The sequence below is a fragment of the Buchnera aphidicola (Takecallis taiwana) genome (genome assembly GCF_039355125.1).
Taxonomy (GTDB): Bacteria; Pseudomonadota; Gammaproteobacteria; order Enterobacterales; family Enterobacteriaceae; genus Buchnera_L; species Buchnera_L aphidicola_AG.
In genome coordinates this window covers 178,313-204,026 of the sequence record NZ_CP134979.1, presented here as the reverse complement: position 1 = coordinate 204,026, position 25,714 = coordinate 178,313, and the positions used below count along the sequence as shown (strand labels likewise).

The following is a 25,714-nucleotide window of genomic DNA, read 5'->3' as shown; positions in this document are numbered from 1 at the left end:
GTAGCCATATTTATATCTTAAATTAATGGTATTGCCCGGGCAATTATACCCCCTCCTAAACAAATATTTTCAGAATACAATACCACTGATTGACCAGGTGTAATAGACGATACTGATTGATGAAAAATAATCTTTATTGAATATAAGCTAATAAAAAATATTTGACAAGATATATCTTGTTGGCGATATCTAGTTTTAACAGTACATAATAGATTATTTACAATATTAACTTTATGAATCCAATGTACGTTTGATACAATAACTCCAATTGATAATAATTGAATATTTTTATGTCCTTGAGCTACTATTAAACTATTTTTCATTAAATTTTTATTAATAACATACCATGGAGTATTTTTTTTATCAAATTTTCCCCCAATACCTATTTTTTTTCTTTGTCCAATAGTATAATTAATTAAACCATCATGCACTCCAATAATATAACCTTTTTGAGTTACAATATTACCCGGGCGACTATATATAAATCGTCTTAAAAAAACAGAGGTTTTATTCGGTCCTATAAAACAAATACCGATAGAATCTTTTTTTTGTGCATTATGTAATTTAATTTTTATTGCAATATTACGAACTTGTTGTTTTGTTAAATGACCAATTGGAAACAGTATTTTTTTTAATTTCTTAAAACTTAATGTATATAAAAAATAACTTTGATCTTTATTACTATCCACACTTCGCATTAACATAGGTTTTTTATTAAAAAATTTAACTTGTGCATAATGTCCTGTTGCAAGATAGTCTGCTTTTAATTGATTAATTACAAAATCAAATAAAACACCAAATTTTATTTTTTTATTACATAAAATATCAGGATTAGGTGTTTTTCCTTGTTTATGTACTAATAAAAAATTTTCAAACACATGATCCCAATACTCTGTAGAAAAATTTACTTCATGTAAATAAATATTCAATTTTTGACATACTTTTCTTACATCGTTTAAATCTTGAGAAGATGCACAATAATCTAATGTATCATCTTCTTCCCAGTTTTTCATAAAAATCCCTGATACATCATATCCTTGTTGTAATAATACATATGCTGATACCGATGAATCTACACCACCAGACATTGCAAGAATAACTTTTTCCCTTATCATAAATTTATAATTTTATATTAAGTATAATTGTATAAATATAAATTAAATAAATTAAAAAATATTAGTACAATGAATTGCATGATAATATATTGATCTTTTTACGCGACATACGTAAAAATATTATAATAATGAATAATATTATAAAAAATATTGTATTATATATTTTATTAAAATAAAAAATTAAAATTATGCAAAATATAAGAAACTTTGCTATCATTGCACATGTTGATCACGGAAAATCAACATTGTCAGATCGTTTCATTCAAATATGCGGTGGCTTAACTCCAAGAGAAATGTCAAATCAAGTATTAGATTCTATGGATTTAGAAAAAGAACGCGGTATTACAATTAAGGCACAAAGTGTAGCAATTCAATATGTGTATCAAAACAAAAAAAAATTTAATTTAAATTTTATTGATACTCCGGGACATGTAGATTTTTCATATGAAGTTTCACGATCATTAAATGCATGCGAAGGAGCTTTATTAATTATTGACGCTTCTCAAGGTATTGAAGCACAAACATTAGCTACATGTAATATGGCATTAAATATGAATCTTAATGTGATTCCGATATTAAATAAAATAGATTTACCAACAGCAAATCCAAATCGGGTTATACAAGAAATTGAGGATATCATTGGACTTGACCGAAAAAATGTAGTACAATGTTCTGCAAAAACCGGTAAAGGCGTGATTAATGTATTAAATAAAATTATTACAGATATTGCACCTCCAAAAGGATCGTCTACATCTATATTACAAGCGTTAATTATTGATTCTTGGTTTGATAACTACTTAGGTGTAATATCTTTAGTACGTATTAAAAATGGAATATTATCATTAGGTACTAAAATTAAAATTATTAGTACAAAAAAAAATTATTTTGTACAGAAAATAGGAATATTTACACCAAAATCATATAATAAAAATAAATTAACTTGTGGAGAAATCGGCTGGATTACATGTGGTATTAAAGATATTACAGCATTTTATGTTGGTGATACTATTACTACAGCAGATAATCCCGCAACAGATATGATTCCAGGATTTAAAAAAATACATCCTAAAATATTTGCTGGATTATTTCCAATTGATACCGAACAATATGATACTTTTAGAATTGCTTTAAGTAAATTAAGTTTAAATGATTCTGCATTATTTTATGAACCTGAAAATTCTAACGCTTTAGGTTTTGGCTTTAAGTGCGGCTTTTTAGGGATATTACATATGGAAATTATACAAGCTAGATTAGAAAGAGAATATAATTTAAATATAATATCTACAACACCAACTGTCATGTATGAAATAAAAACTACAGACGGCAAAACTATGTACTTAAATAACCCAAATCATTTATCTAAAATATATAATCTAAAAGAATGTAGAGAACCAATAGCAGAATGCAATATTTTAACACCAGAAAAATACGTGGGTAAAATAATAACTTTATGTTTACAAAAAAGAGGCATACAGAAAAATATTATTTATCATGGATATCAAGTTTTAGTACAATATGAAATACCCACTGCAGAAATTATTATAAATTTTTTTGATCAATTAAAATCTATTTCTAGTGGATACGCATCTTTAGAATATAATTTTAAATATTTTCAAAAAACTGATATAGTTTGTTTAAATATATTAATTAACTCTTTAAAAATAGATGCGTTATCCTTAATATTTCATCGTAGTAATGTATATAACCAAGCACAAGACATTGTAAAACGAATTAAATTATTATTACCAAGGCAACAATTTAATATATCAGTACAAGCTGCTATTGGAAATAATGTTATTGCTAGATCTACTGTCAAGCAACTAAGAAAAAACGTACTATCAAAATGTTATGGGGGGGATGTTAGTAGAAAAAAAAAATTATTACAGAAGCAAAAAATAGGAAAAAAAAAGATGAAAAAAATCGGTAATATTAATATACCAAAAGAAACATTTTTTTCGATATTATCAAATTAAGATATTTAATATTCATATAAATAGGATAAAATAAGATGGATAACATATTTTTAGATATTTTATCAATATCAGTAGTGTTTACAGGACTATTATGGTTTTATGAAAAAATTTATAATTTTAAAAAAAAAAAACAAATATTTCAAGAAAACATACAAGTACAAAAAAAGAATTATATTTTAAATAATAATAAAAAATATAAACACGGTTGTACTTTTAAAAACATAAAATCATTATTTCCAATATTACTATTAATATTTATAGTAAGATGTTTTTTATATGAACCATTCTATATTCCTTCAGAATCTATGATGCCAACATTATTACCCGGAGATTACATTATAGTAAAAAAATATTTTTATGGTATAAAAAACCCAATTACAAATAATTTGATAGTACAATACCATAAACCAAAACGAGGGGATATTATTGTTTTTAAAGATCCAAAAAACTCACGTCAAAATTTTGTAAAACGTATTATTGGTTTACCTGGTGATAAAGTAATATATGATTCAATGAATAAAATTATCACAATTTATGCAAACTATAAAACAATGCAAAATAAAGACAAAATATCTTTTCGACAATATGTTTTTGAAAAATATAACACTAACAGTGCTATAGAAAATAAAAAGATGCAAGAAACTGTATCAGACGTTGAAAAACTTAATAATCATGGTAATATTTTACATTATAATTGCATGATTTATAAAGAAGTGCTTGATCATTATAAATATAATATATTTATATCACATGCAAATAAAAACGTACCCCAAACATATTTTCACCAATTTGAACAACCAACAGGAACGTGGATTATACCACCGAAAAATTATTTTGTTTTAGGTGATAATCGAGATAATAGTTGTGATAGTCGTTATTGGGGTTTTGTACCAGAAAATAAAATTATCGGCAAAGTAGATTATATATGGATGAGTTTAGAAAAACAAGAAGGAAAATGGCCAACTGATGTTAATTTACATCGTATTGGTAAAATTAATTAATCTAAAATAAAAATTTTGACTTAATATGAGTTATATCGTGATAAAAAAACTACAAAAAATACTGGGTTATACTTTTAAAAAAAAAGAAATTTTAAAGCAAGCTTTAACTCATTGCAGTGCAAGTAATAAACATAATGAAAGATTAGAATTTTTAGGAGATTCAATTTTAAGTTTTATAATTTCAAATACATTGTATAAATATTTTCCAACTATTAACGAAGGTGATATGAGTAGAATGCGCGCAAAATTAGTTCAAGGTAATACTTTGTCAAAAATTGCTTTTGAATTTCAATTAGGACAATATTTGATTTTAGGACCCGGAGAGATAAAAAATGGAGGTTCGCAACGAGAATCAATCTTAGCAAACACTATTGAAGCTTTAATTGGTAGTATTTTTATAGACAGTAATATTCATACTACAGAAACTTTAATACTAAAATGGTATGCATCCAGATTGAAACATATTAGTCCAAATAACACAAAAAAAGATTCAAAAACCAGATTACAAGAATATTTACAATCTAAACATGCACCTTTACCAGAATATATTATAGCACAGGTATATGGTGAAGCACATAATCAATTATTTACCATACAATGTAAAATTTTAGATATTACAGATCATATAATTGGTTTTGGTTTTAGTAAAAGAAAAGCAGAAAAAAATGCTGCAAACACAGCATTAATAAAATTAGGAATTATATGAATATAGATACGACCTATTGTGGGAAAATTGGTATTGTTGGAAGAGTAAATGCTGGAAAATCTAGTATTTTAAATAAATTAATTGGTCATAAAATTTCAATAACATCACGTAAATCTGGAACAACACAAAAAAATATTATTGGAATACACACAGTCAAAAAATATCAATGTATATATATTGATACTCCTGGGGTAGAAATTTCTAAACAGCATTTTAAAAAAATATTTTTTAAAAAAAAAAATTATATTCAATTAATAATTTTTGTTATTAATAAAACAAAATGGCTGACATTAGAAGATATTATACTACAACAGATAAAAAAATTTTTAATACCAACTATTTTAATAATTAATAAAATTGATCACATTAAACATAAAAGACAATTATTACCCTTTATTGATGTAATACATAAAAAACATAATTTTTTATCAATCATACCGGTATCAGCTAAAACTGGAAAAAATATTAATATATTATCGAATATCATACAAAAAAATTTACCACGATCACAATATATATTCGACAAAAATAATATTACAACAGAATCAACAACATTTATTATATCGGAAATCATTAGAGAAAAATTAATTAGATTATTAAATCAAGAACTTCCATATTTAATAAAAATTAATATTGATATGTGTTATATAAATCATGCTGGTATTTACCAAATTAACGCTTCAATTTTTATAAAAAATATTAGACAAAAAAAAATTATTATCGGTAAAAATGGAGAAAAAATTAACCTTTGTCTTGCATTAGCTACAAAAGATATACAAAAATATATAAAAAAAAAAATTAAATTAAATGTAAATATTAAAACAATAAAAAAATAATAAAAAAAATATGTCAATCATAGGAATTGGATGTGATATTATTAATTTAAATAGGATAAAAAATATAATTAATATTTTTGGTATTAAATTTGCAAAACGAATTTTATCACCTGAAGAATTCAATCAATACATAAATATTAAATATCAAGAAGTTTTTATTGCTAAGCGTTTTGCTGTTAAAGAGGCACTATTTAAAGCTTTAGGGGTTGGAATAAGATATAATATACAATTTAAAAATTTTTCATTATCACATAATACTCTTGGAAAACCAAAGCTTGTTTTTTTAAAACAAGCTAAAAAAATATTAATTAATAGAAATATTAAATCAATTCATGTTAGTATTAGTGACGAAAAAAAATATATTTTTGCTATAGTAATTTTAGAAAATTAATAGATTAAATGCACATATTGAATGTAATAATTAATGTCTTTTATTTTTAAAAAAATTTGTTATTAAAGTAGTACACTTTTTTAAAAAAAAAGATTGATCAACTATAATTTTATTCTGTAATTTTTTAAAAATATATGTTGTATCATATTCTTTTTCTTTTTGAAAGGTGTGTCTAGTCCCTATTACTAACCTATTAATGCGACTATGTATAATAGCTCCTAAACACATAATACATGGTGCTAATGTTACATACAATGTAGTATTTTTTAAACGATAATTTTTTAAAATTTTTCCACCTTCTTTTAAGGCAAAGATCTCAGCATGAGCTGTTGGATCATGATTCGCAATAGAACAATTAAATCCAGAACCAATCATATAACCATCAAAAACCAAAACAGCGCCTACTGGAACTTCACCGTTAAATTTAGCATGGTTTGCTAAAATCAATGCATATTGCATCCATAATTGATCTTTTTTACTATTTAAATCACTAGTATATTGCGTATTATCAATACACATATATTATCTTAATATTTTTTTTAATGATAGTTTTTGTATATTCCATTCTTTATTCTTAATGTGTAAACGCTTATCATGTTTAGTTTTACCTTTTGAAACCCCAATCTTTAATTTACACCACGCGTATTTCCAATATAAATCAAGTGCAACTATACTATAACCTTCAGTTTTATATTTACCATATAAAAAATGTATTTCTTTTTTTTTTAATAAAATCTTGATATTACGTTGTTTTTTTTTAACTCCTGTCATAGATACAAGTTGGCAAGGTTGTATATTTATACCAATTAAGTAAATTTCATTTTCTTTAAAAAACAAATAACTACTACTAATATCAACCATTTTTTTTCTAATTGATTTTACTTCCCAGCCATGTAAGATTAAACCTGCTTCAAATGTATTTTCAATAAAAAAATTATAATACGCTTTCTTGTTTGTGGTAATATTTAATAAATGACTGTTTTTTTTTTTTTAATCATATTACTCGTAACCATACATGCAATTTGAAAAATCCATATATTTATATAACATATTATTTTGATACTACTACCATAGCCGGACGCAAAACACGTTCATGCAATTTATACCCTTTTTGCATAACTTGAATAACATAATTTGGTTTAATATCATGCACATCTGATATAGCAATTGCTTGATGAATATCAGGATTAAATTCAACATGAATATCATTAATGATAGTGATATGGTATTTTATAAAAAAATTATCAAATAATTTTAAAATATTTTTTAATTCTTCAGTAAGAAGATCTAATGTTTTATCTTGTGAAGACAACATTAATGACTTTTCCAAATTATCAATATCAGATAAGATATCAATGATAATATTTGATAAAGAATATTTATGAACGTTGTTAACATCTTTATTCATTCTACTTAATAAAATATGAACATTTTTTTTAGAAATTTTTTTAATAAAAAGAATGTCTTTATTTTCATCTAATATTAAATTTTTTAAATAATCAGTTTTTTTTATCATAATATATAATTAAACATATATTTTTTAATACACCATCATAGCGCATTATTTTATTTAGTATTATATAAGTAAATATTAAAATTATACAATTTTAGATTCTTCAATTAATGGAGCAATATACGATATTTCCATATCCCAAGGTTGCTCAATCCAGATATTTTGTGGAATATCTACAATATAATTATCAACTAATGTTCGACCTTGGGGTTTTGCAAAAATAGTTACAAAATAAGCGTTTGGATACATTTTTCGAATTAATTTCGCTGTACCCCCTGTATCAACTAAATCATCTATAATAATAACATTTGATCCTGTTAAATTTGATTTCTTAATTAATTTAATTTGTTTTAAATAATTATAATTATAACTAGAAATACAAATAGTATCAACATGACGAATACTTAATTCTCGAGCTAATAAAGCCGCAGGAATTAATCCGCCTCTACTGACAGCAATTATATTTTCCCATTTTTTAATATTCATGATTTGATAAGCTAATTTTTTAGTATATATGTGTAGCATATCCCACGTAACGATATGTTTCTTATTCATAAGCAACCCTGTCAAAATTACAAAAATTGAAATTAATAAGAATCATAATTATTATAACTAAAATTGTATGAAAAAGTATTTTGATTTGAAATTATATAATATCATATAAAATCAATAAAAATAACATTAATAATAAAATACGGTGCGGACGGGATTCGAACCCGCGACCTCTGGCGTGACAAGCCAATATTCTAACCAACTGAACTACCGCACCAAAAAACTTTCACAGAATAAAAAAAATTATGTCATCCATAAACAACTACCCGAATTTTCCATATTATTCAGATATTTTTGATGTTTGTATTCCTCTTTAGAGGATGCGCGTAAAATATTTAGTTTCGATTTCAAACTAGAATCATATTCCAATGAATATTCTATTTTATCGTTTACATTATTTAAATTAATTTTTTTTTGTATACACGTCATTCTTAAATATATCTTTGCAACCAAATTGGCATCAATGACGGCACTATGTAACGTTCTATTCTTATATTTTATTTGATAACGATCACATAACGCATCTAAACTATTTTTTTTACCCGGAAAAATATTTCTAGCCATTTTAAGAGTATCAATAATTTTACAAGATTCGTTAATTTTTTTAAAAATTTTATTTAACGTTTTTATTTCATAATTTAAAAAAGAAATATCAAAATTTGAATTATGTGCAATAATGTCTGAATTTGCAATATATTCCATAAAATTTAAATATATATCTGAAAAAATCGGTTTTTTTTCCAAAAAAAACCTGGAAATACCATGAATTTTAAATGCTTCAGTACTTATATCCCTTTTAGGATTTAAATAAACATGAAATTTATTATTTGTAATTTTTCTATTAATTATTTCTATAGCACCAATTTCTATTATCTTATGGTTTTTATATAAAACTCCTGAATGGTTTAATCCAGTTGTTTCAATATCTAAAGCTATTTTTCGATCAATTTTATTATTCATATTATATTGTAAAAAGATATTTTTGGAGCTAAGCGGGATTGAACCGCTGACCTCCTGCGTGCAAGGCAGGCGCTCTCCCAGCTGAGCTACAGCCCCGATTAATTAGGCTTAAGTGGATTTGAACCACTGACCTCACCCTTATCAGGGGTGCGCTCTAACCAACTGAGCTATAAGCCTGTTTTAGCTGTTTTAATCAAGTAATTCATGTGGGCACATAAAAATAAGTTACAATTTTATTTAAGGAGGTGATCCAACCGCAGGTTCCCCTACAGTTACCTTGTTACGACTTCACCCCAGTTATGAACCACAAAGTGGTAAGCGTTCTCCATTACAGGTTAAACTACTCACTTCTTTTGCAATTCACTTCCATGGTGTGACGGGCGGTGTGTACAAGGCCCGGGAACGTATTCACCGTGACATTCTGATTCACGATTACTAGCGATTCCGACTTCGTGGAGTCGAGTTGCAGACTCCAGTCCGGACTAAGATACACTTTATGAGATTTGCTTGTCTTTGCAGAGTAGCTTCTCTTTGTATGTACCATTGTAGCACGTGTGTAGCCCTGGTCGTAAGGGCCATGATGACTTGACGTCGTCCCCACCTTCCTCCAGTTTATAACTGGCAGTCTCCTTTGAGTTCCCGGCCGAACCGATGGCAAAAAAGGATAAGGGTTGCGCTCGTTGCGGGACTTAACCCAACATTTCACAACACGAGCTGACGACAGCCATGCAGCACCTGTCTCATAGTTCCCTAAGGCACTTCCTTATTTCTAAAGAATTCTATGGATGTCAAGACCAGGTAAGGTTTTTCGCGTTGCATCGAATTAAACCACATGCTCCACCGCTTGTGCGGGCCCCCGTCAATTCATTTGAGTTTTAGCCTTGCGACCGTACTTCCCAGGCGGTCAACTTAATGCGTTAGCTTCGGAAGCCATTTCTCAAGGAAACAACCTCCAAGTTGACATCGTTTACGGCATGGACTACCAGGGTATCTAATCCTGTTTGCTACCCATGCTTTCGCGCCTCAGCGTCAGTATTCGTCCAGGAGGTCGCTTTCGCCACGGGTATTCCTCCAGATATCTACGCATTTCACCGCTACACCTGGAATTCTACCTCCCTCTACGAGACTCTAGAATATTAGTTTTAAATGCAGTTCCTAAGTTGAGCTCAGGGATTTCACACCTAACTTAATAATCCGCCTACGCGCTCTTTACGCCCAGTAATTCCGATTAACGCTTGCACCCCCCGTATTACCGCGGCTGCTGGCACGGAGTTAGCCGGTGCTTCTTTTTCAGGTAACGTCAAAAAAAACAGTTATTAGCTATTTTTCTTTCTTCCCTGACGAAAGTACTTTACAACCCGAAGGCCTTCTTCATACACGCGGCATAGCTGCATCAGGCTTTCGCCCATTGTGCAAGATTCCCCACTGCTGCCTCCCGTAGGAGTCTGGACCGTGTCTCAGTTCCAGTGTGGCTGGTTGTCCTCTCAGACCAGCTAGAGATCGTTGCCTTGGTAGGCCATTACCCTACCATCAAGCTAATCTCGTCTGGGTTCATCTAAAAGTGTAAGGCTAATTTTAAAAAATTTTAGTCCCCTACTTTGGTTTCTCAACATTATGCGGTATTAGCTATCGTTTCCAATAGTTATCCCCCTCTTTTAGGTAGATCCCCAGATATTACTCACCCGTTTGCTGCTCGCCGACAAGAAAGTAAACTTTCTCTCGCTGCCGCTCAACTTGCATGTGTTAGGCTTGCCGCCAGCGTTCAATCTGAGCCATGATCAAACTCTTCAATTCGTAACTACCATTATTAAATAGTAGTTTGAAACTTGAAAAACATGGTATTTTACCAAAAATTTTGGTAAAATTACATTTGGCAACTAATTTTTTGTGCCCACATGAATTATCTGATTAATTTTTAAAGAGCGTCTTCAACTAACTTATAAGATACATATTACATGATTACAAAAATATGTCAACACATTTATTATATTTTTTATTAAACATATATATAAAACAGATTAAGTCACATATTAATATAATAATATTATAAAAATCATTATTTAATTTATTTAAACATAATATTTTATTACATGTATTACAATTAAATTATTGAATAAATTTTTAGTAAATCGAATATGAATATTACAAAAATTATAAAAAAGGATATTATGCAATCCGCATTACATGCTAATATACCAAAAAAATACCTTTATAACATTAAAATTAGCTTAAAATCTAAGATGGCGCATTATCAAATTAATGGCATGATGAATATTGCCAAGATTTTAAACCATGATATCAAAAACTTATCAAATAAAATAATATTTTTTATAAAAAAAAATACAATATATCAAGATATACAATACTCACATCCAGGATTTATTAATATTTTTTTAAAACAGGAATGGTTATCAGAAAAATTAGAAGATATTATATACTCTCAAAATATGGGATTACTAAAAGAAAAAAAAAAAAATATTGTTATTGACTATTCATCTCCAAATATGGCCAAAGAAATGCACGTTGGACATCTAAGATCAACAATTTTAGGCGATGTTATGGCACGTGTTTTAGAGATTTTAGGACATAATGTAATACGTGTAAATCATATAGGTGATTGGGGCGCTCAATTTGGTATGTTAATTGCATTTTTAAAAAAAAAATATAAACAATATAACAATATCAATATATCATTAAAAAATTTAGAAAAATTTTATCAAGAATCTAAAAAATTATATGATGAAAATCCTGAATTTCAAAAAAAATCAAATCAATGTTTACTATTATTACAACAGAACTATAAAAAATATATTAAAATATGGAAAACAATTATAAAAATTACAATAAAAGAAAATAATAAAATATATAAATTATTAAATGTACAATTAAATGACAAACATATTATCGGTGAAAGTTTTTATATTAAATTTTTACCAGAAATGATATTAGAACTAAAAAAAAAAAATATAGCGCATGAAAAAAATGGAAAAATTATTATATATTTAAATAATATTCAAAATAAGCATGGAAAACCCATGGGAGTAATTATACAAAATAAAAATACTACTTTTTTATACGCCACGATTGATTTAGCATGTCTAAGATACCGTATTAATACATTACTTGCAAATAGAATAATTTATTACACAGATATCCGGCAAAGACAACATTTTAATCAAATTTTATTAATTGGGAAACAAGCTGGATATATAACAGAAAACTCTACATTAGAGCATCATGCATTCGGTATGGTTCTAACAAAAGAAAATAAACCCTTTAAAACAAGAAATGGAAAACTAATTAAATTAAATACACTTATACAAAAAGCAATTAAAAAATCAAAAATAATAATCAAACAAAAAAAACCCCATCTTAGAAAAAATAAAGTATCATATTTATCACAAATTATTGGAATTAGCGCAATTAAATATGCTGATCTTTCAAAAAATAGAGAAAAAAATTACATATTTGATTGGGATTGTATGTTATCTTTTCAAGGGAATACAGCGCTTTACATACAATATACCTACACTCGAATTCAATCAATTATAAAAAAATCAAGATTTTCTCCATTAAAAATTTACACAACAATAATATTAACAACAGAGGTTGAAACTAATTTAGCAATTAAAATATTACAATTTACAGATATTATTAAACATATTAAGAAATATGGTACACCACATGTTTTATGTTCATATCTCTTTCAACTAGCTTCGTTATTTTCAATATTTTATGAAAAATATTCTATTATTCATGCAAAAACAATCGCAATTCAGAAAAGTAGAATTAAAATATCTTTTTTAGTAGCAAAAACAATTAAATTGGGTTTAAAAATTTTAGGTATTAAAACTGTTAATTGTATATAAATTCTGTATCATATATTATTTATCTGATTTAATTAAATAAGTAATGATTATTTTTTTATCATCTGATATTTCTAAATCAGATAATATAATCAGATTTGGAAAGTATTTACGAAAACTAGATGATACAAAACAACGAATAATATTTTTTACCAAGACAATTAACGGAGCATGAATAGAATTTTGTTTTTCAATAGCTTGACTAACATTATTAAAAAACATGATATTTATAGGTTCAATAAAACTTTTTCCAGATTGCATCATTTTAACTAATGAATTTTCAAACTCACTGTCTAATCCTATAACATATATTTCATCTTGATTAGTAAAAAAATGTTGTGTAATAAATTTTCTTAAAGATACACGTACTACACTAGTTAACTCATCTGCACTTTTATAAAGTGTAGAATGTTCAATTAACGTTTCTAAAATAGTTCTCATATCACGGATTGGTATACGTTCTAACAACAAATTTTGTAATATTTTTTGTAAGCAAGTTATACTTATAGTTTTTGGTATTAATTCTTCGATTAATTTTGGCATTTTTAAAGTCATACACTCTAATAATTTTTGCACTTCATTTCTGCCAAATAAATCCTGAGTATAAGTTAACATAATACGTTCTAAATGTATAATAATTATATATTGTGGATACATGATATTATATTTCTCTTTTTTTGCTATATGATACATATTAGGTGATATCCATAGCACCTGTTCCGTAAATATCGAATTCACAATTGGTAAACCCGTTATAACGTTAGTCACATATTTTGTGCCAAAAGCGATAAATTTATATAGAAATACATGTCCTGTACCATATTCCACGCCTTTAATTAAAATTCGATAATTACAGTTAGGTAAATTATTATTAGTAATATATATAATATCAGGTAAAAAACCAATATTTTTTGAAAATTTTTTTCGTAATTCTATCATATGAATAAATAAATTATTACGATTATCAATATTAATCATTGCAGATAATAATAAACCTAATTCAACTTTTATTACATGTTCTAATCTAACTTTATTCCAAGATATATTTTTTATGCTTTGGCGAGCAGTATCTTCTGTTTGATATGAAATAGATGAATGTAATACTATATATTTTAAATAATATACAAAACATGCAACAATCATTAATATAAAAGAAAATAATAAAAATATTAAATTAGGCATACCTGGAATTAATCCAAAAATCACTAAAAACAAACTACTTAAAATAAAAACTTGGGGATGATAAAAAATTTGTTCAATCATTTGTTCACTAACATTTTGATTGGTGCTAACTCGAGTTACAATCACCCCGGATGCTATTGAAATCATTAATGCTGGTATTTGTGCAACTAATCCATCTCCAATAGTTAATAAAGTATAAATTTTACTTGCTTCATAAAATTTCATATTATGTTCAATCATACCAATAATTAATCCACCTACAATATTGATAATCATAATTAAAATTCCAGCAATAGCATCCCCTCTAACAAATTTACTTGCCCCATCCATTGCACCATAAAAATTTGCTTCTTGTGCTATTTGTATGCGACGTATTTTTGCTTGTTGTGCATTAATTAAACCAGTATTTAAATCAGAATCAATTGCCATTTGTTTACCAGGCATACCATCTAACATAAATCGCGCACTTACTTCTGCAACACGACCCGCGCCTTTTGTAATAACAATAAAATTAATAATTACTAAAATCATAAATATGATTATTCCAACTGAAAAATTTCCTTCTACTAAAAAATAACCAAATGATTCAATTACATGACCAGCAGAGTATAATCCTGTATGCCCTTTTAATAAAATAATCCTGGTTGAAGCAATATTTAAGGATAAACGTAATAAAGTTAAAAATAATAATAATGTGGGAAATACTGAAAATTCTAAAGTATTATGTATAAATAATGATACCATTAATACTACGATTGACATCGTAATATTAAATGTAAATAATAAATCTAATATAAATGCAGGCAGGGGTAAGATCATCATAGATAAAATCATAAAAATCATAACAGGTCCAATCCACGCCTGCCATTTTATTTTCAATAAAACATAAACTGTTCTAACAAAACTGAAAATATTAAGCATAATGTTAATACTCATTAAGTAACATTTAATCTTATACGCATCATTAAAAATGATAATTACGCCAAATATTATCAATATAGAATGACATTATGATTACTAATATAATGTATATCATAAAATACGAAATAAGTGTTATATCAAAAATTATAAAATATATTCTATATTATCGATGAATATTATTCTTTATGATATTAATAATATCTTTTTTACTTTCATTGTCTTTATATTCATCTTTAATTTCTTGATAAGTCATATGTAAATGATTATAATATCTAAATTTATTCCTTAAAATATCAAAAACAACGATGGGAATAAAACCAATTAATACAAATAGAATAAAACTTAATATAATATTTAAACTCATTTGGAAAAATAAATCATTAGGTAAAAAAATTAAATTCATAATTTTTAAAAAAAAATATTTTAAATAAAAAAAATATATTAAACAAATTATTACTATCTTAAAAAATATTGTTAAAAAATTAATATATAAATCATATGAAAAAATATTATTTATACAGCGATAAATATTAATATTCAAAATACGTAATTTAATAAATTTTAATTTTAATACAAAACCATTAAATATAATATAAGTAATAACCAGTGCAATAAAATATATATAAAAAAAATAAACAATAATATGAACAATGATATTTAATGTAATAATAGGTTGAAAAAAAAAATTATTTTGGATAATAGAATGACTAAACGATAAATGAAAAATTACTAATTTAATAAACAACATGACAATATTCCAACCATAAACATAACTAATACTCATTCCAGAAATGAATATTAAAAAAGAACTAAATTCACGAGAATAATTAATCAAACCATTTTTCTTAGCTTGTTGTATGCGATAATCTGTTGGTTTTTCAGTTTTTTCTTGTACATCTGATTGCATTTTTTAATGCCTCTTATTACAAAATATGTTTTTCAAATAATAATAACTTTAATTACATAAAAAAAATAAATTATACTTTAACCTTAATAAACTAAACTCAACACGTTATGAAAATATGCGCACAAGTAAGTATGTATTATATACATTAAAAGAAATTCCAAAAAATATTGATACTATTAGTCATCAACTCATGTTAAAAGCAGGATTAATACGACAAGTAAATACCGGATTATATATCTGGTTACCAAACGGATTGAAAGTATTACAAAATATTAAAAAAATTATCCGATATGAAATGAATCTTGCAGGAGCTATAGAAATATGTTTTCCGATATTACAACCAGCAACATTATGGAAAAAAAGCAATCGATTCTCCCAATACGGAAAAGAATTAGTTCAATTACATGATAGACATAATAATCAATTTATATTAAGTCCAACATATGAAGAAATAGCAACAGAATTTGTTAAAAAAGAAATTTTATCATATAAAAAACTACCAATAGTATTATATCAAATACAAACAAAATTTAGAGATGAAGTTAGACCTAGATTTGGAATTATCCGATCTCGAGAATTTATTATGAAAGATGCGTATTCTTTTCATAAAAATTCTAATTCGTTAAAAAAAGTATACCAACGCATGTATGCAACATATGAAAAAATTTTTAATAAAATGCATATAAAATTTCATGCTGTTCAAGCAGAATGTGGAATTATAGGAGGTAGTTTCTCACACGAATTTCAAGCACTATCAAAATTTGGAGAAGACAAAATTATATTACATAAACAACACAATTGTATAAAAAATATGACTCTGCTTTCAAAAAATTATATTATAAAAAATTTTTTTTATAAAAAAAATATATATATCAAACATATGTATCAAAAAAATATACATGAATTAAATAAAATTTTTTATTTAATGAAAAAAAAATGTATAAAAATGTATATTATAAAGAATCCTGATGATCAAAAAAATAAATTTATTGGATACATAATTAGAGGAGATCATACAATCAATATAAAAAAAATTATTAAAAAAAATATTTTCAATAATAAAATAAAAAAAATAATATTTCCAGATAAATTAGAAATACAAAAAATTATTAGAAAAATAAAACTACAAAAAACATTTCTTCCAATCATTATAGATACTCATATTCTATATTTAAAAAAAATTATACCTATTACCTTAATTAATGAAATATATTATACAAGAGATTTCATCAACCAAAATATCACATATATACAAGTACAAGATATTATACATCATAATAAAACTATAAAAAAGAATTATAAAATCAAAAATTGTATTGAAATAGGACATATATTTCAGATAGGTGTAAAATATTCTAAAATTTTTGATTTAAAAATACTAAATAAAACTAAAATCAATAAATTAGTACATATGGGTTGTTATGGTATTGGTGTCAGTAGATTAATTGCCGCTATTATCGAACAAAACCATGATAAATACGGCATTATTTGGCCAGATGCACTTGCTCCATTTCAAGTAGTAATTATACCAATTTTCATCAATAAATGTAAAAAAATAAAAACAATATCTGAAAAACTATATTATGACTTCAAAACTGATATAGATGTATTATTAGAAGATCGGCACGAACAAACAGGTATTATATTTTCTGATATTAATTTAATTGGTATTCCTAATATAATTATTATTAATAATAATACTATCAAGTATAATACCGTTGAATATCAACAACGTAAGAATATTAAAAATAAAATTATTATACATATCAATCAAATAAAAAATTTTATTATTAATAAAATTTACAATACTCAATACAATAAATATTAAAAACAAAAATAAACATTTTTTTTACCTAATACAGATTTTAATTTGTATATTAAAACTTCACTAATAACAACATTCCACCGATTATGTAATTTAAAATTTGATTGATTATTTTTGATATTATAACGAATATAAATCGGGATATGACCACCTACACAAGGTATAATATAGTTTTTAATATTATCTAAAATACGTTCGTGAAAAATATCCTGATGAATCACTAATACTAATTTTTTCACATAATGATTCCTGGCTTCATCTAAACTCATAATAGAATTAGCAATTAACCGAATTTTTCTTATTGAATTATTTAAAAGTAATTTTCCGAATACAATAACAATATTCCCTTTATGCATATGTTTAATATATAATTTCATTAAATTATCAAAAATTATCACCTCAATATCATATATTGGATGACTAATTTCTGCAAACATAATATTTTTATTTTTTCTAGTTAATTTGAATCTAATAGCAGATATTATACCAAATACTTTTACTAAACTAAAATTATTATTTGAACTATTTTTTATTTCAAATCCATGAATATAATAATTTAATTCCTTAAGATACGTATTGATAGGATGCCCAGTTAAATAAAAACCTAACACATCTTTTTCACGATCTAATGTTTCTTTATCAGACCATGAACATATTTTTGTTTTTTTAAAAGCACGCTCTAAAAATATGCGTTCTTGTTCAATTGAGTGTAATAAATTTAATTGATAAATACTCTTAAAATTATCATATTGATCAGAAAACTTAATTACTTGTGAAACAAATTGCATTAATTTATATCGTTTAACTTCAAAACAATCAAAACAACCAGATAAAATCAATTTTTCTAACACTCGTTTATTAATAAATTTTGAATGTATACTAGCACAAAACTCAAAAAAACTATTAAATTTTCCAATACGTTTCCTAGCATCAAGTACTGCTTTTACAACAGATTTACCAACGCCTTTAATAGCTCCTAAACCATACACAATATTACGATTTTCATTCACTATAAAAGAATATTTGCTAATATTAATATTTGGAAAAATAATTTTTATATTCATACGTAAGCATTCTTGAATATATATATTTATTTTTTTGATGTTATCCAAATCAGCACTCATAACCGCTGCCATAAATTCTGGGGGATAATTTGCTTTCATCCATAAAGTTTGATAAGAAATTAAAGCGTATGCCGCTGAATGTGATTTATTAAAACCATACCCTGAAAATTTCTCTAATAAATCAAATATTTTATTTGAAAATTCATAAGATATACCATTATTTTTAGCATTTTTTTGAAAATCTAATCTCTGTTCTGCCATTTCTTGAGTGTTTTTTTTAGACATAGCTCGTTGTAAAATATCCGCCTTAGATAATTTATAACCTGATAATACTTGTGCAATTTTTATTACTTGTTCTTGATATAAGATAACACCGTATGTTGATTCTAAAATTGGTTTTAGTAAAATATGTTGCCAATTTTCATCAGGATAAAAAATAGGTTCTATTCCATGTTTACGATTAATAAAATTTTCTACCATTCCAGACTGTAAAGGACCAGGTCTAAATAACGCAATTAACGAAATAATATCTTCAAAACAGTCTGGTTTTAATTTTATAATTAAATCTCTCATACCATATGATTCTAATTGAAATACTGCAATAGTATTTCCAGTCTGCAATAATTGAAAACTGTTTTTATCATTTAAGGGAATCATGTCCAGACTGATACGATTAGTATTATTACGTTTTAAAAACGTATTAATCAACTTAATAGCTGCATACATGACAGTTAATGTCTTTAACCCTAAAAAATCAAATTTTAATAATCCTACATAATTAATATCATTTTTATCCAATTGAGTAATACAAACATTATTATCAGATTCTAAAGGAGTAAAATTAATTAATTTATTTGGCGAAATAACAACACCACCAGCATGTTTTCCGGTATTTCTAATGACACCTTCTAATGTCTGAGCGATATCTACTAAACGTTTAACTTCAACATTACTCTTATATAATTTAATTAAATTTAATTTTTTAGATAAAGATTTTTTTAAAGTAATACCAATATCTAATGGTATTAATTGAGAAATTTTATTTACAAAACCGTAAGGATAACCTAAAGCACGACCGACATCTCTAATTACTGCTCTAGCAGACATTGTACCAAATGTAATAATTTGCGATACTTTATCTGATCCATATAACGTAGAAACATGCTCGATTACCAAATCTCTTTTATCCATACAAAAATCGATATCAAAATCCGGCATTGATTTTCTATCAGGATTCAAAAATCGTTCAAAAATTAAATCAAACTTTAAAGGATCAATTTCAGTGATTTTTAAAGCATAAGCAACTAAAGAACCCGCCCCAGAACCTCTACCAGGACCCACGGGTATATTATTATCTTTAGCCCACTGTACAAACTCCATAACAATTAGAAAATATCCCGGAAAATTCATATCATTGATAATTTTTAATTCCATTAACAACCGTTTTTTATATTTAGCAAACATAATAGATCTTTGTTGTATATCTGGATATAAAATACGTAATCGATCTTTTAAACCTGTTACACTCGTTAGAACTAAAAAATCTTTTTCAGACATGTTACCAGTTGGATAACTGGGTAAAAAATATTTTCCAGTAGAAATAACAACATTACAGCGTTTAGCAATTTCTACACTATTTTGCAACGCTTCAGGAATATCACTAAATAAAGCACACATCTCATCTTCATTTTTTAAATATTGATGTGAGCTATAAAAAAAATCATTTTTTTTAGTATTTATTGTTACTTTTTGGTCAATTGCTAATCGAATGTTATGAGTATCAAAATCATTTTGATGAATAAAACAAACATCATTAGTGGCAACAATAGGGATATTTCTTTTTTTTGAAATTTGTATTGCATATTGTATATACTGTTCTTCATATATTCTTTTACTTCGATGTACCTCTAAATAATAAAAATTATCGAAATAAGTATTATAAAAATCTAAAAATAAATTTATAGTATGCTGATCTTTTTGAATAATATATTTTCCAAAATCACCATAATACCCTCCAGACAAAATAATTAAACCTTTTTTATACCGAACGAGCCAATGCTGATATATTGTAATATCATTATTACGTACATTAATATCTTTGTTTTTTTTAAATTGCGCTTTAGATATTAAAATAATAAGATTTTTATAACCTATATCATCCGCCGCTAAAATATTAATTACCGAATCTTGACTACTAGTAAAATTAAATTTAATTTTAAACTTTACTCCAATAATTGGTTTAATACCATATTTCAAAGCACATTGATAAAATTTTATTACACCATAAAAATTACCATCATCAATCATACCTAAAGCAGGCATTTTTAATTTATAAGCCTGTTTAATTAGTTCTTGTGGTTTATTTAAACCACTCGTAATTGAATAATCACTACGAGTACTTAAATGAATAAATTTTGGTTTCATAATAGCTATACATCTACAATTAATATCATTAAATTTCAATACAAACAATAAATTTGTAAAAAATACATATTTATATGCATATTAATTATTTGTATTACATATTCAAAATATATTTACATGTAATGTCTGCACAACAAACAAGATTATTTTTTACATAAATAGTACCATGAAAAAAAATCATACCTTTATATTCTTTCAGGATATGAACGGTGATCAATAATTGATCACCTGGAATAACTATTTTTCTAAATTTTACAGTATTAATACCTGTCATACAATATAATCCGTTACTATTTTGATGCTCGGGATGTTGAAGTAATGCTAGAATAATAGCAGACTGCGCGATTGATTCTAACATTAAAACTCCTGGAAAAATAAATTTATTAGGAAAATGACCTTGTAACCAAGGATCATTTACAGTAATATTTTTAATAACTTTAATTCTATTATCATATTTATATGATTTAATACGATCAATTAATAAAAATGGATACCTATGCGGTATTAACTTTAAAATTTGTTTCATATTGATCAATATATTTTATAAATTTTTAATCATTATAAAAAAATTTATAATATGATAATTGTTTTATTGTCGATAATGCATATGACATTGAAAAGATTTCAATAAATCACCAATATTATAAATCAGTGGATATGAATACGAAAAATCTATAGGACCAAAAACAGAATCCCAAACTATTTCTATACCTGTTGAAGCATGCAAATTATTATCAATATTATGATAATGATAAAATTGCTTAAAAATATTATCTAAAGAATTTTTCAAAACAATATTCTTAATACTACCAACATCAAGAAATAAAGAAGTTTGGAAAAACTTATCATACTTGTCAATAAAAATAAAAAAATTTGGTACAATTAAATCTAATTTTCCTATAATAAAACTATTTCCTCCAAAAAGAATACTGTTATCATGTTTTATGGTATTATCACCATGATAATTGACATCGTGATTTTTACATATAAGAATAGCTTTATATCCAATACTATTATCAACAAATCCACGTATATTATTTACACCTTGCATATGAAAACCTTCATAATATGGTGCACATGTGGTATTCATTGGAAACTCAATTCCACTACTCAAATAAGTATGTAATACATATTTTACACTATGAAATACCTTAAAATATTCCTCATAAGTAAACAACTCTTGATGAAAATTTCTATTATTATTCTCAAATACAAATTTTCCTGAAAATAAAACTTTCTTACCACAATGTGAGAAATGTACATTCGGTATAGTATTATATAACCAAGAATATGAAATAATCATATGTGAATTTGATGAATAATGTGTTTTGTGAACACTATGATGTAGTTTATAAACATAAACCTGTTTTTTGGATATAGCATTCTGTACATGCGCAAAATCATCTTGATTATAATTGACGTTCACTGTAATAATATGGTTTTTTAATTTCAAAAACGTAATATTTTCTTCAAATCCATAATTCTTTTTTAATAAATCAAAATATTTTTTATCAGGAATATTAATCGTATTATAAAAAATACGATGACTCAAAATAACATCATGCACTATATTTGGATGTTGAAGTATGAAATCAATATTATTCTTATGATGACTATGAAAAAGATTCGAAATAGTATCAATACCACACCCAAACCAATTATTATGTCTAAACTGTAACTTTAAATGCATACCATCAGTAATATTATAACCTGTATTTACATGATAACTATTCGTTTTCTTTTCTTGTACTATGTATATGATATCAACTTTATCGATAGAATTAGGCAAGATTTTATAATTTATAGTAACGTTTTGAACATAACCGGTATTTTCAAGATCATATTTACCTTGATTAATTAACTGTAAATTAGCATACTGACCTAATGATATTTTATTGACAATATGATGTAAAAATTCAGTTTTTGTAAATGTATTACCTTGAATATCAATTTTATTAATAATAAACCTTGAACCTAAGTCAGTATCAAAATATAGATTAACACATTTATTTTGTTTATCTACAACAGTATGTATTACAATTTGACATTTTAAAAAACCAAGATTAAAAAATGTATTTTGAATGCGATTTTTAATATCAATAATATCGTACAAATTATATTTTGAATCCAGCTTTATACTAACTAATTCATCTTTAAAGATAGAATCATAATGTTCTATATTTCCACGAGTTCTACAAGACGATAAAACATATTGTTCTCCTTCATCAATTGTAATATTAATTACAATATTTTTCTTATTTTTCGAAGGTAAAAATTTCACATCTGTAATATTAAAATCAATATAGCCATTTTCATAATAAAAATGTTTTAACGCCTCTAAATCTCTAGAAAAAATCGCATTATCAAATTTTTTATTATGAAGTATATGTCTTTGAAAAAAGCTTGGATAAGATGTAAATAAGGATATAATTTTATAACTAGAAAAATGATTATTGCCTATGATATTAATAGTATCTAATAATTTTGACACACCTTCTAAAATCTGAATTTGTAAAATCATTGTGTTGCTACTTACTAATTGATACGAAATATTAATTTTAGTACCATCAATACCAGATTTCTCATATAATTTCTGTAAACTATTCTGCAATATATTTAACGAATTTTTATTAAATATATGGTTAATTTTTATATTATTTTTTTTACACTGATCAAAAATAATATTTTGATTAATTTGCATATTACCAATACAAGTAATCTTAGAAATTATTGGATTTTCTTCACACTTAAATACAATACTATCATTTAATTCAGAAACTATAACATCACTAAAAACCCCCATAGCAAGTAACTTAGCAGTATTATCTTGAATCTCGTTTGCAGTCATTGTATGGTCTTGATTTATCTGCATGTTATGTAATACTTCAGATTTTGAAATATTATGTAAACCTACAAATTGTATTATTTTAATACTATTTTTATTTTCAGCAATACCAACCGCACTATAAAAACACAATACAAATGCTAATAACATTCTCATTATAAATATTTTCATGATACAATTACATATCAAGTAGTATAATATTTAAAATAACAAATAAAATTTATTATAATAATTTATTTTTCATAATACAAAATAAAATTATGATAATGCGTTAATACCTCATGTTACACGCGCATAATTTCAGTTTTCTTTTTAATAAAGAAATTATTAATTTGCTTAATATATTTATCTGTTAAGGCTTGTATTTCATGTTGTGTCATACGTTCAATATCAATTGTAATAACTTTTTGTTTAACAAGATTTTTTAAGTTATCATTTGCATCACGACGCATGTTACGTATACTAATGCGCGTATGTTCTGCATCAGATTGAAGATGTTTACAAAGTTTCTTCCGCCTTTCTTCAGTTAAAGATGGTATAATGATTCTAATAACATGATCATGCACTAATGGTGTAACTTCTAATTTTGAATGAAAAATTTCTTTTTCCACAACATTTAAAATATTTCTATCAAAAACAGCAATTTTTAATGTATTGGAATTTTCAATTGTAATATTCGCCAGTTCTTTTAATGGTGTTTTTACACCATAATATTCTATACAAATGTTATCTACCAAACCAGTAGATGCACGACCAATGCGCATATTATTAATATTGTTCTGAAAAATTGATAAACATTTCTCCATACGATTTCTTGTATCATGTAATATACTATTATGCATAACATTCACCTAAAAATTTATTATATTTTTATTATCTTATAAAATTAATATATTACATCATGATATATCTTTCATACTATCATTAATAATAGTACCTTCATTACATCCACGTAAAATCCGTCTTAATGCTCGATTATGTCCAATATTAAATATATAAATAGGAATCTTATAATCCCTAGCTAATATAAATGCTGTCAAATCCATCACTTTAAACTCATATCTCAAAACATCATTATAATTTAATTGGTGATATAAAATACTATCTTGATTATATTCTGGATCTTTTGAATATATACCATTTACTTTTGTCCCTTTAATAATAATTTCAGATCGAGTTTCAATAGCTTTTAAACATGCAACAGAATCTGTTGTAAAACAAGGTTGACCAATTCCGCCACAAAAAATCATTACTACCGAATTCGATAAATGCTCTAATGCTTGATCTAAATTGTACGGTTGACAAATACTATTGATACATAGAGATGACATTAAACAAGAAGATATGTTGACTTTATTAAAAAGTTCTTTCAAAAATAGTCCATTAATTACTGTTGATAACATACCAATATAATCTGCTGTTACTCTATTAATACCAAATTTCGATAAAGTAGCACCCCTAAATAAATTACCTCCCCCAATTACAATACTAATCTGAATACCATGCTTCACTAAATACTGAATATCTTGAATAATATCACGTATAATGCAAGTTGAAAATTGATTATTATTAAAACTTTTAATAACCTCACCACTAATCTTAAGTACAATACGTCTATATATAAATTTCATAT

20 protein-coding genes, 3 tRNA genes and 1 rRNA gene are annotated in these 25,714 nt (G+C 25.3%); 7 read left to right on the top strand and 17 right to left on the bottom strand.

Annotated elements, in window-relative coordinates:
- Positions 1-17 precede the first annotated feature (17 nt).
- Positions 18-1,115 (bottom strand): tRNA 2-thiouridine(34) synthase MnmA, encoded by a 1,098-nt coding sequence (gene mnmA / locus RJT54_RS00915; RefSeq protein WP_343128352.1) that lies wholly within the window; start codon positions 1,113-1,115, stop codon positions 18-20.
- Positions 1,116-1,303: 188 nt separating this feature from the next.
- Between mnmA and lepA the strand changes: the two genes are divergently transcribed.
- The 5 genes from lepA to acpS are packed head-to-tail and all read left to right on the top strand — an operon-like array spanning position 1,304 to position 6,022.
- Complete coding sequence (gene lepA / locus RJT54_RS00910) at positions 1,304-3,088, top strand: translation elongation factor 4 (RefSeq protein ID WP_343128351.1); 1,785 nt, start codon at positions 1,304-1,306, stop codon at positions 3,086-3,088.
- Between the two features lie 35 nt (positions 3,089-3,123).
- Positions 3,124-4,089 carry a signal peptidase I gene (lepB, locus tag RJT54_RS00905; RefSeq protein ID WP_343128350.1) on the top strand — a complete coding sequence of 322 codons (966 nt, stop codon included), beginning with the start codon at positions 3,124-3,126 and terminating at the stop codon, positions 4,087-4,089.
- A gap of 25 nt (positions 4,090-4,114) precedes the next feature.
- Positions 4,115-4,795 carry a ribonuclease III gene (rnc, locus tag RJT54_RS00900; protein ID WP_343128349.1) on the top strand — a complete coding sequence of 227 codons (681 nt, stop codon included), beginning with the start codon at positions 4,115-4,117 and terminating at the stop codon, positions 4,793-4,795.
- On the top strand, positions 4,792-5,631 hold the full coding sequence (gene era / locus RJT54_RS00895) for a GTPase Era (protein ID WP_343128348.1): 840 nt from the start codon (positions 4,792-4,794) through the stop codon (positions 5,629-5,631). The genes rnc and era overlap by 4 nt, the downstream gene beginning before the upstream one ends.
- Before the next feature lie 10 nt (positions 5,632-5,641).
- Entirely contained in the window at positions 5,642-6,022 is a 381-nt protein-coding gene (gene acpS, locus RJT54_RS00890) for a holo-ACP synthase (RefSeq protein WP_343128347.1), read from the top strand.
- A 30-nt stretch (positions 6,023-6,052) separates the two neighbouring features.
- Here the strand turns inward: acpS and tadA are convergent, their stop codons facing one another.
- The 9 genes from tadA to RJT54_RS00845 form a co-directional block, all read right to left on the bottom strand.
- Positions 6,053-6,541 carry a tRNA adenosine(34) deaminase TadA gene (tadA, locus tag RJT54_RS00885; protein ID WP_343128346.1) on the bottom strand — a complete coding sequence of 163 codons (489 nt, stop codon included), beginning with the start codon at positions 6,539-6,541 and terminating at the stop codon, positions 6,053-6,055.
- A 3-nt stretch (positions 6,542-6,544) separates the two neighbouring features.
- Positions 6,545-6,949 carry an SsrA-binding protein SmpB gene (gene smpB, locus RJT54_RS00880; RefSeq protein ID WP_428994178.1) on the bottom strand — a complete coding sequence of 135 codons (405 nt, stop codon included), beginning with the start codon at positions 6,947-6,949 and terminating at the stop codon, positions 6,545-6,547.
- 124 nt (positions 6,950-7,073) lie between these two features.
- Positions 7,074-7,538, bottom strand: a complete 465-nt coding sequence (locus RJT54_RS00875) for a nucleotide exchange factor GrpE (protein WP_343128345.1) — start codon at positions 7,536-7,538, stop codon at positions 7,074-7,076.
- 81 nt (positions 7,539-7,619) lie between these two features.
- Complete coding sequence (gene gpt / locus RJT54_RS00870) at positions 7,620-8,090, bottom strand: xanthine phosphoribosyltransferase (protein ID WP_343128344.1); 471 nt, start codon at positions 8,088-8,090, stop codon at positions 7,620-7,622.
- Between the two features lie 140 nt (positions 8,091-8,230).
- Positions 8,231-8,304: transfer RNA gene (locus RJT54_RS00865), tRNA-Asp, on the bottom strand.
- Positions 8,305-8,330: 26 nt separating this feature from the next.
- Positions 8,331-9,047 (bottom strand): DNA polymerase III subunit epsilon, encoded by a 717-nt coding sequence (gene dnaQ / locus RJT54_RS00860; RefSeq protein WP_343128343.1) that lies wholly within the window; start codon positions 9,045-9,047, stop codon positions 8,331-8,333.
- 23 nt (positions 9,048-9,070) lie between these two features.
- A tRNA-Ala gene (locus RJT54_RS00855) sits at positions 9,071-9,143 on the bottom strand.
- A gap of 7 nt (positions 9,144-9,150) precedes the next feature.
- Positions 9,151-9,224: transfer RNA gene (locus RJT54_RS00850), tRNA-Ile, on the bottom strand.
- Between the two features lie 61 nt (positions 9,225-9,285).
- Positions 9,286-10,841, bottom strand: a 16S ribosomal RNA gene (locus RJT54_RS00845).
- Positions 10,842-11,182: 341 nt separating this feature from the next.
- On the opposite strand from RJT54_RS00845, the gene argS reads away from it, so the two are divergent.
- Positions 11,183-12,916 (top strand): arginine--tRNA ligase, encoded by a 1,734-nt coding sequence (argS, locus tag RJT54_RS00840; RefSeq protein WP_343128342.1) that lies wholly within the window; start codon positions 11,183-11,185, stop codon positions 12,914-12,916.
- A gap of 15 nt (positions 12,917-12,931) precedes the next feature.
- Here the strand turns inward: argS and RJT54_RS00835 are convergent, their stop codons facing one another.
- Positions 12,932-15,016, bottom strand: a complete 2,085-nt coding sequence (locus RJT54_RS00835) for a flagellar biosynthesis protein FlhA (RefSeq protein ID WP_343128341.1) — start codon at positions 15,014-15,016, stop codon at positions 12,932-12,934.
- A 163-nt stretch (positions 15,017-15,179) separates the two neighbouring features.
- The gene (locus RJT54_RS00830; RefSeq protein ID WP_343128340.1) at positions 15,180-15,923 is read right to left on the bottom strand and encodes an EscU/YscU/HrcU family type III secretion system export apparatus switch protein; all 744 of its coding nucleotides are present in this window, start codon (positions 15,921-15,923) and stop codon (positions 15,180-15,182) included.
- A gap of 115 nt (positions 15,924-16,038) precedes the next feature.
- Here RJT54_RS00830 and RJT54_RS00825 point away from each other — a divergent pair, with 115 nt between their 5' ends.
- Positions 16,039-17,751: a proline--tRNA ligase gene (locus tag RJT54_RS00825; protein ID WP_343128339.1), complete on the top strand. Its 1,713-nt coding sequence runs from the start codon at positions 16,039-16,041 to the stop codon at positions 17,749-17,751.
- Here the strand turns inward: RJT54_RS00825 and dnaE are convergent.
- From dnaE to pyrH, 5 genes are all read right to left on the bottom strand, one after another.
- Positions 17,748-21,236: a DNA polymerase III subunit alpha gene (gene dnaE / locus RJT54_RS00820; RefSeq protein WP_343128338.1), complete on the bottom strand. Its 3,489-nt coding sequence runs from the start codon at positions 21,234-21,236 to the stop codon at positions 17,748-17,750. The genes RJT54_RS00825 and dnaE overlap by 4 nt on opposite strands.
- A gap of 94 nt (positions 21,237-21,330) precedes the next feature.
- Positions 21,331-21,762, bottom strand: coding sequence for a 3-hydroxyacyl-ACP dehydratase FabZ (gene fabZ, locus RJT54_RS00815; RefSeq protein WP_343128337.1), 432 nt, complete (start codon positions 21,760-21,762; stop codon positions 21,331-21,333).
- 63 nt (positions 21,763-21,825) lie between these two features.
- Positions 21,826-24,252 (bottom strand): outer membrane protein assembly factor BamA, encoded by a 2,427-nt coding sequence (gene bamA / locus RJT54_RS00810; RefSeq protein WP_343128336.1) that lies wholly within the window; start codon positions 24,250-24,252, stop codon positions 21,826-21,828.
- Between the two features lie 113 nt (positions 24,253-24,365).
- On the bottom strand, positions 24,366-24,923 hold the full coding sequence (gene frr, locus RJT54_RS00805) for a ribosome recycling factor (protein WP_343128335.1): 558 nt from the start codon (positions 24,921-24,923) through the stop codon (positions 24,366-24,368).
- A gap of 57 nt (positions 24,924-24,980) precedes the next feature.
- Positions 24,981-25,712: a UMP kinase gene (gene pyrH, locus RJT54_RS00800; RefSeq protein ID WP_343128334.1), complete on the bottom strand. Its 732-nt coding sequence runs from the start codon at positions 25,710-25,712 to the stop codon at positions 24,981-24,983.
- Positions 25,713-25,714 lie beyond the last annotated feature (2 nt).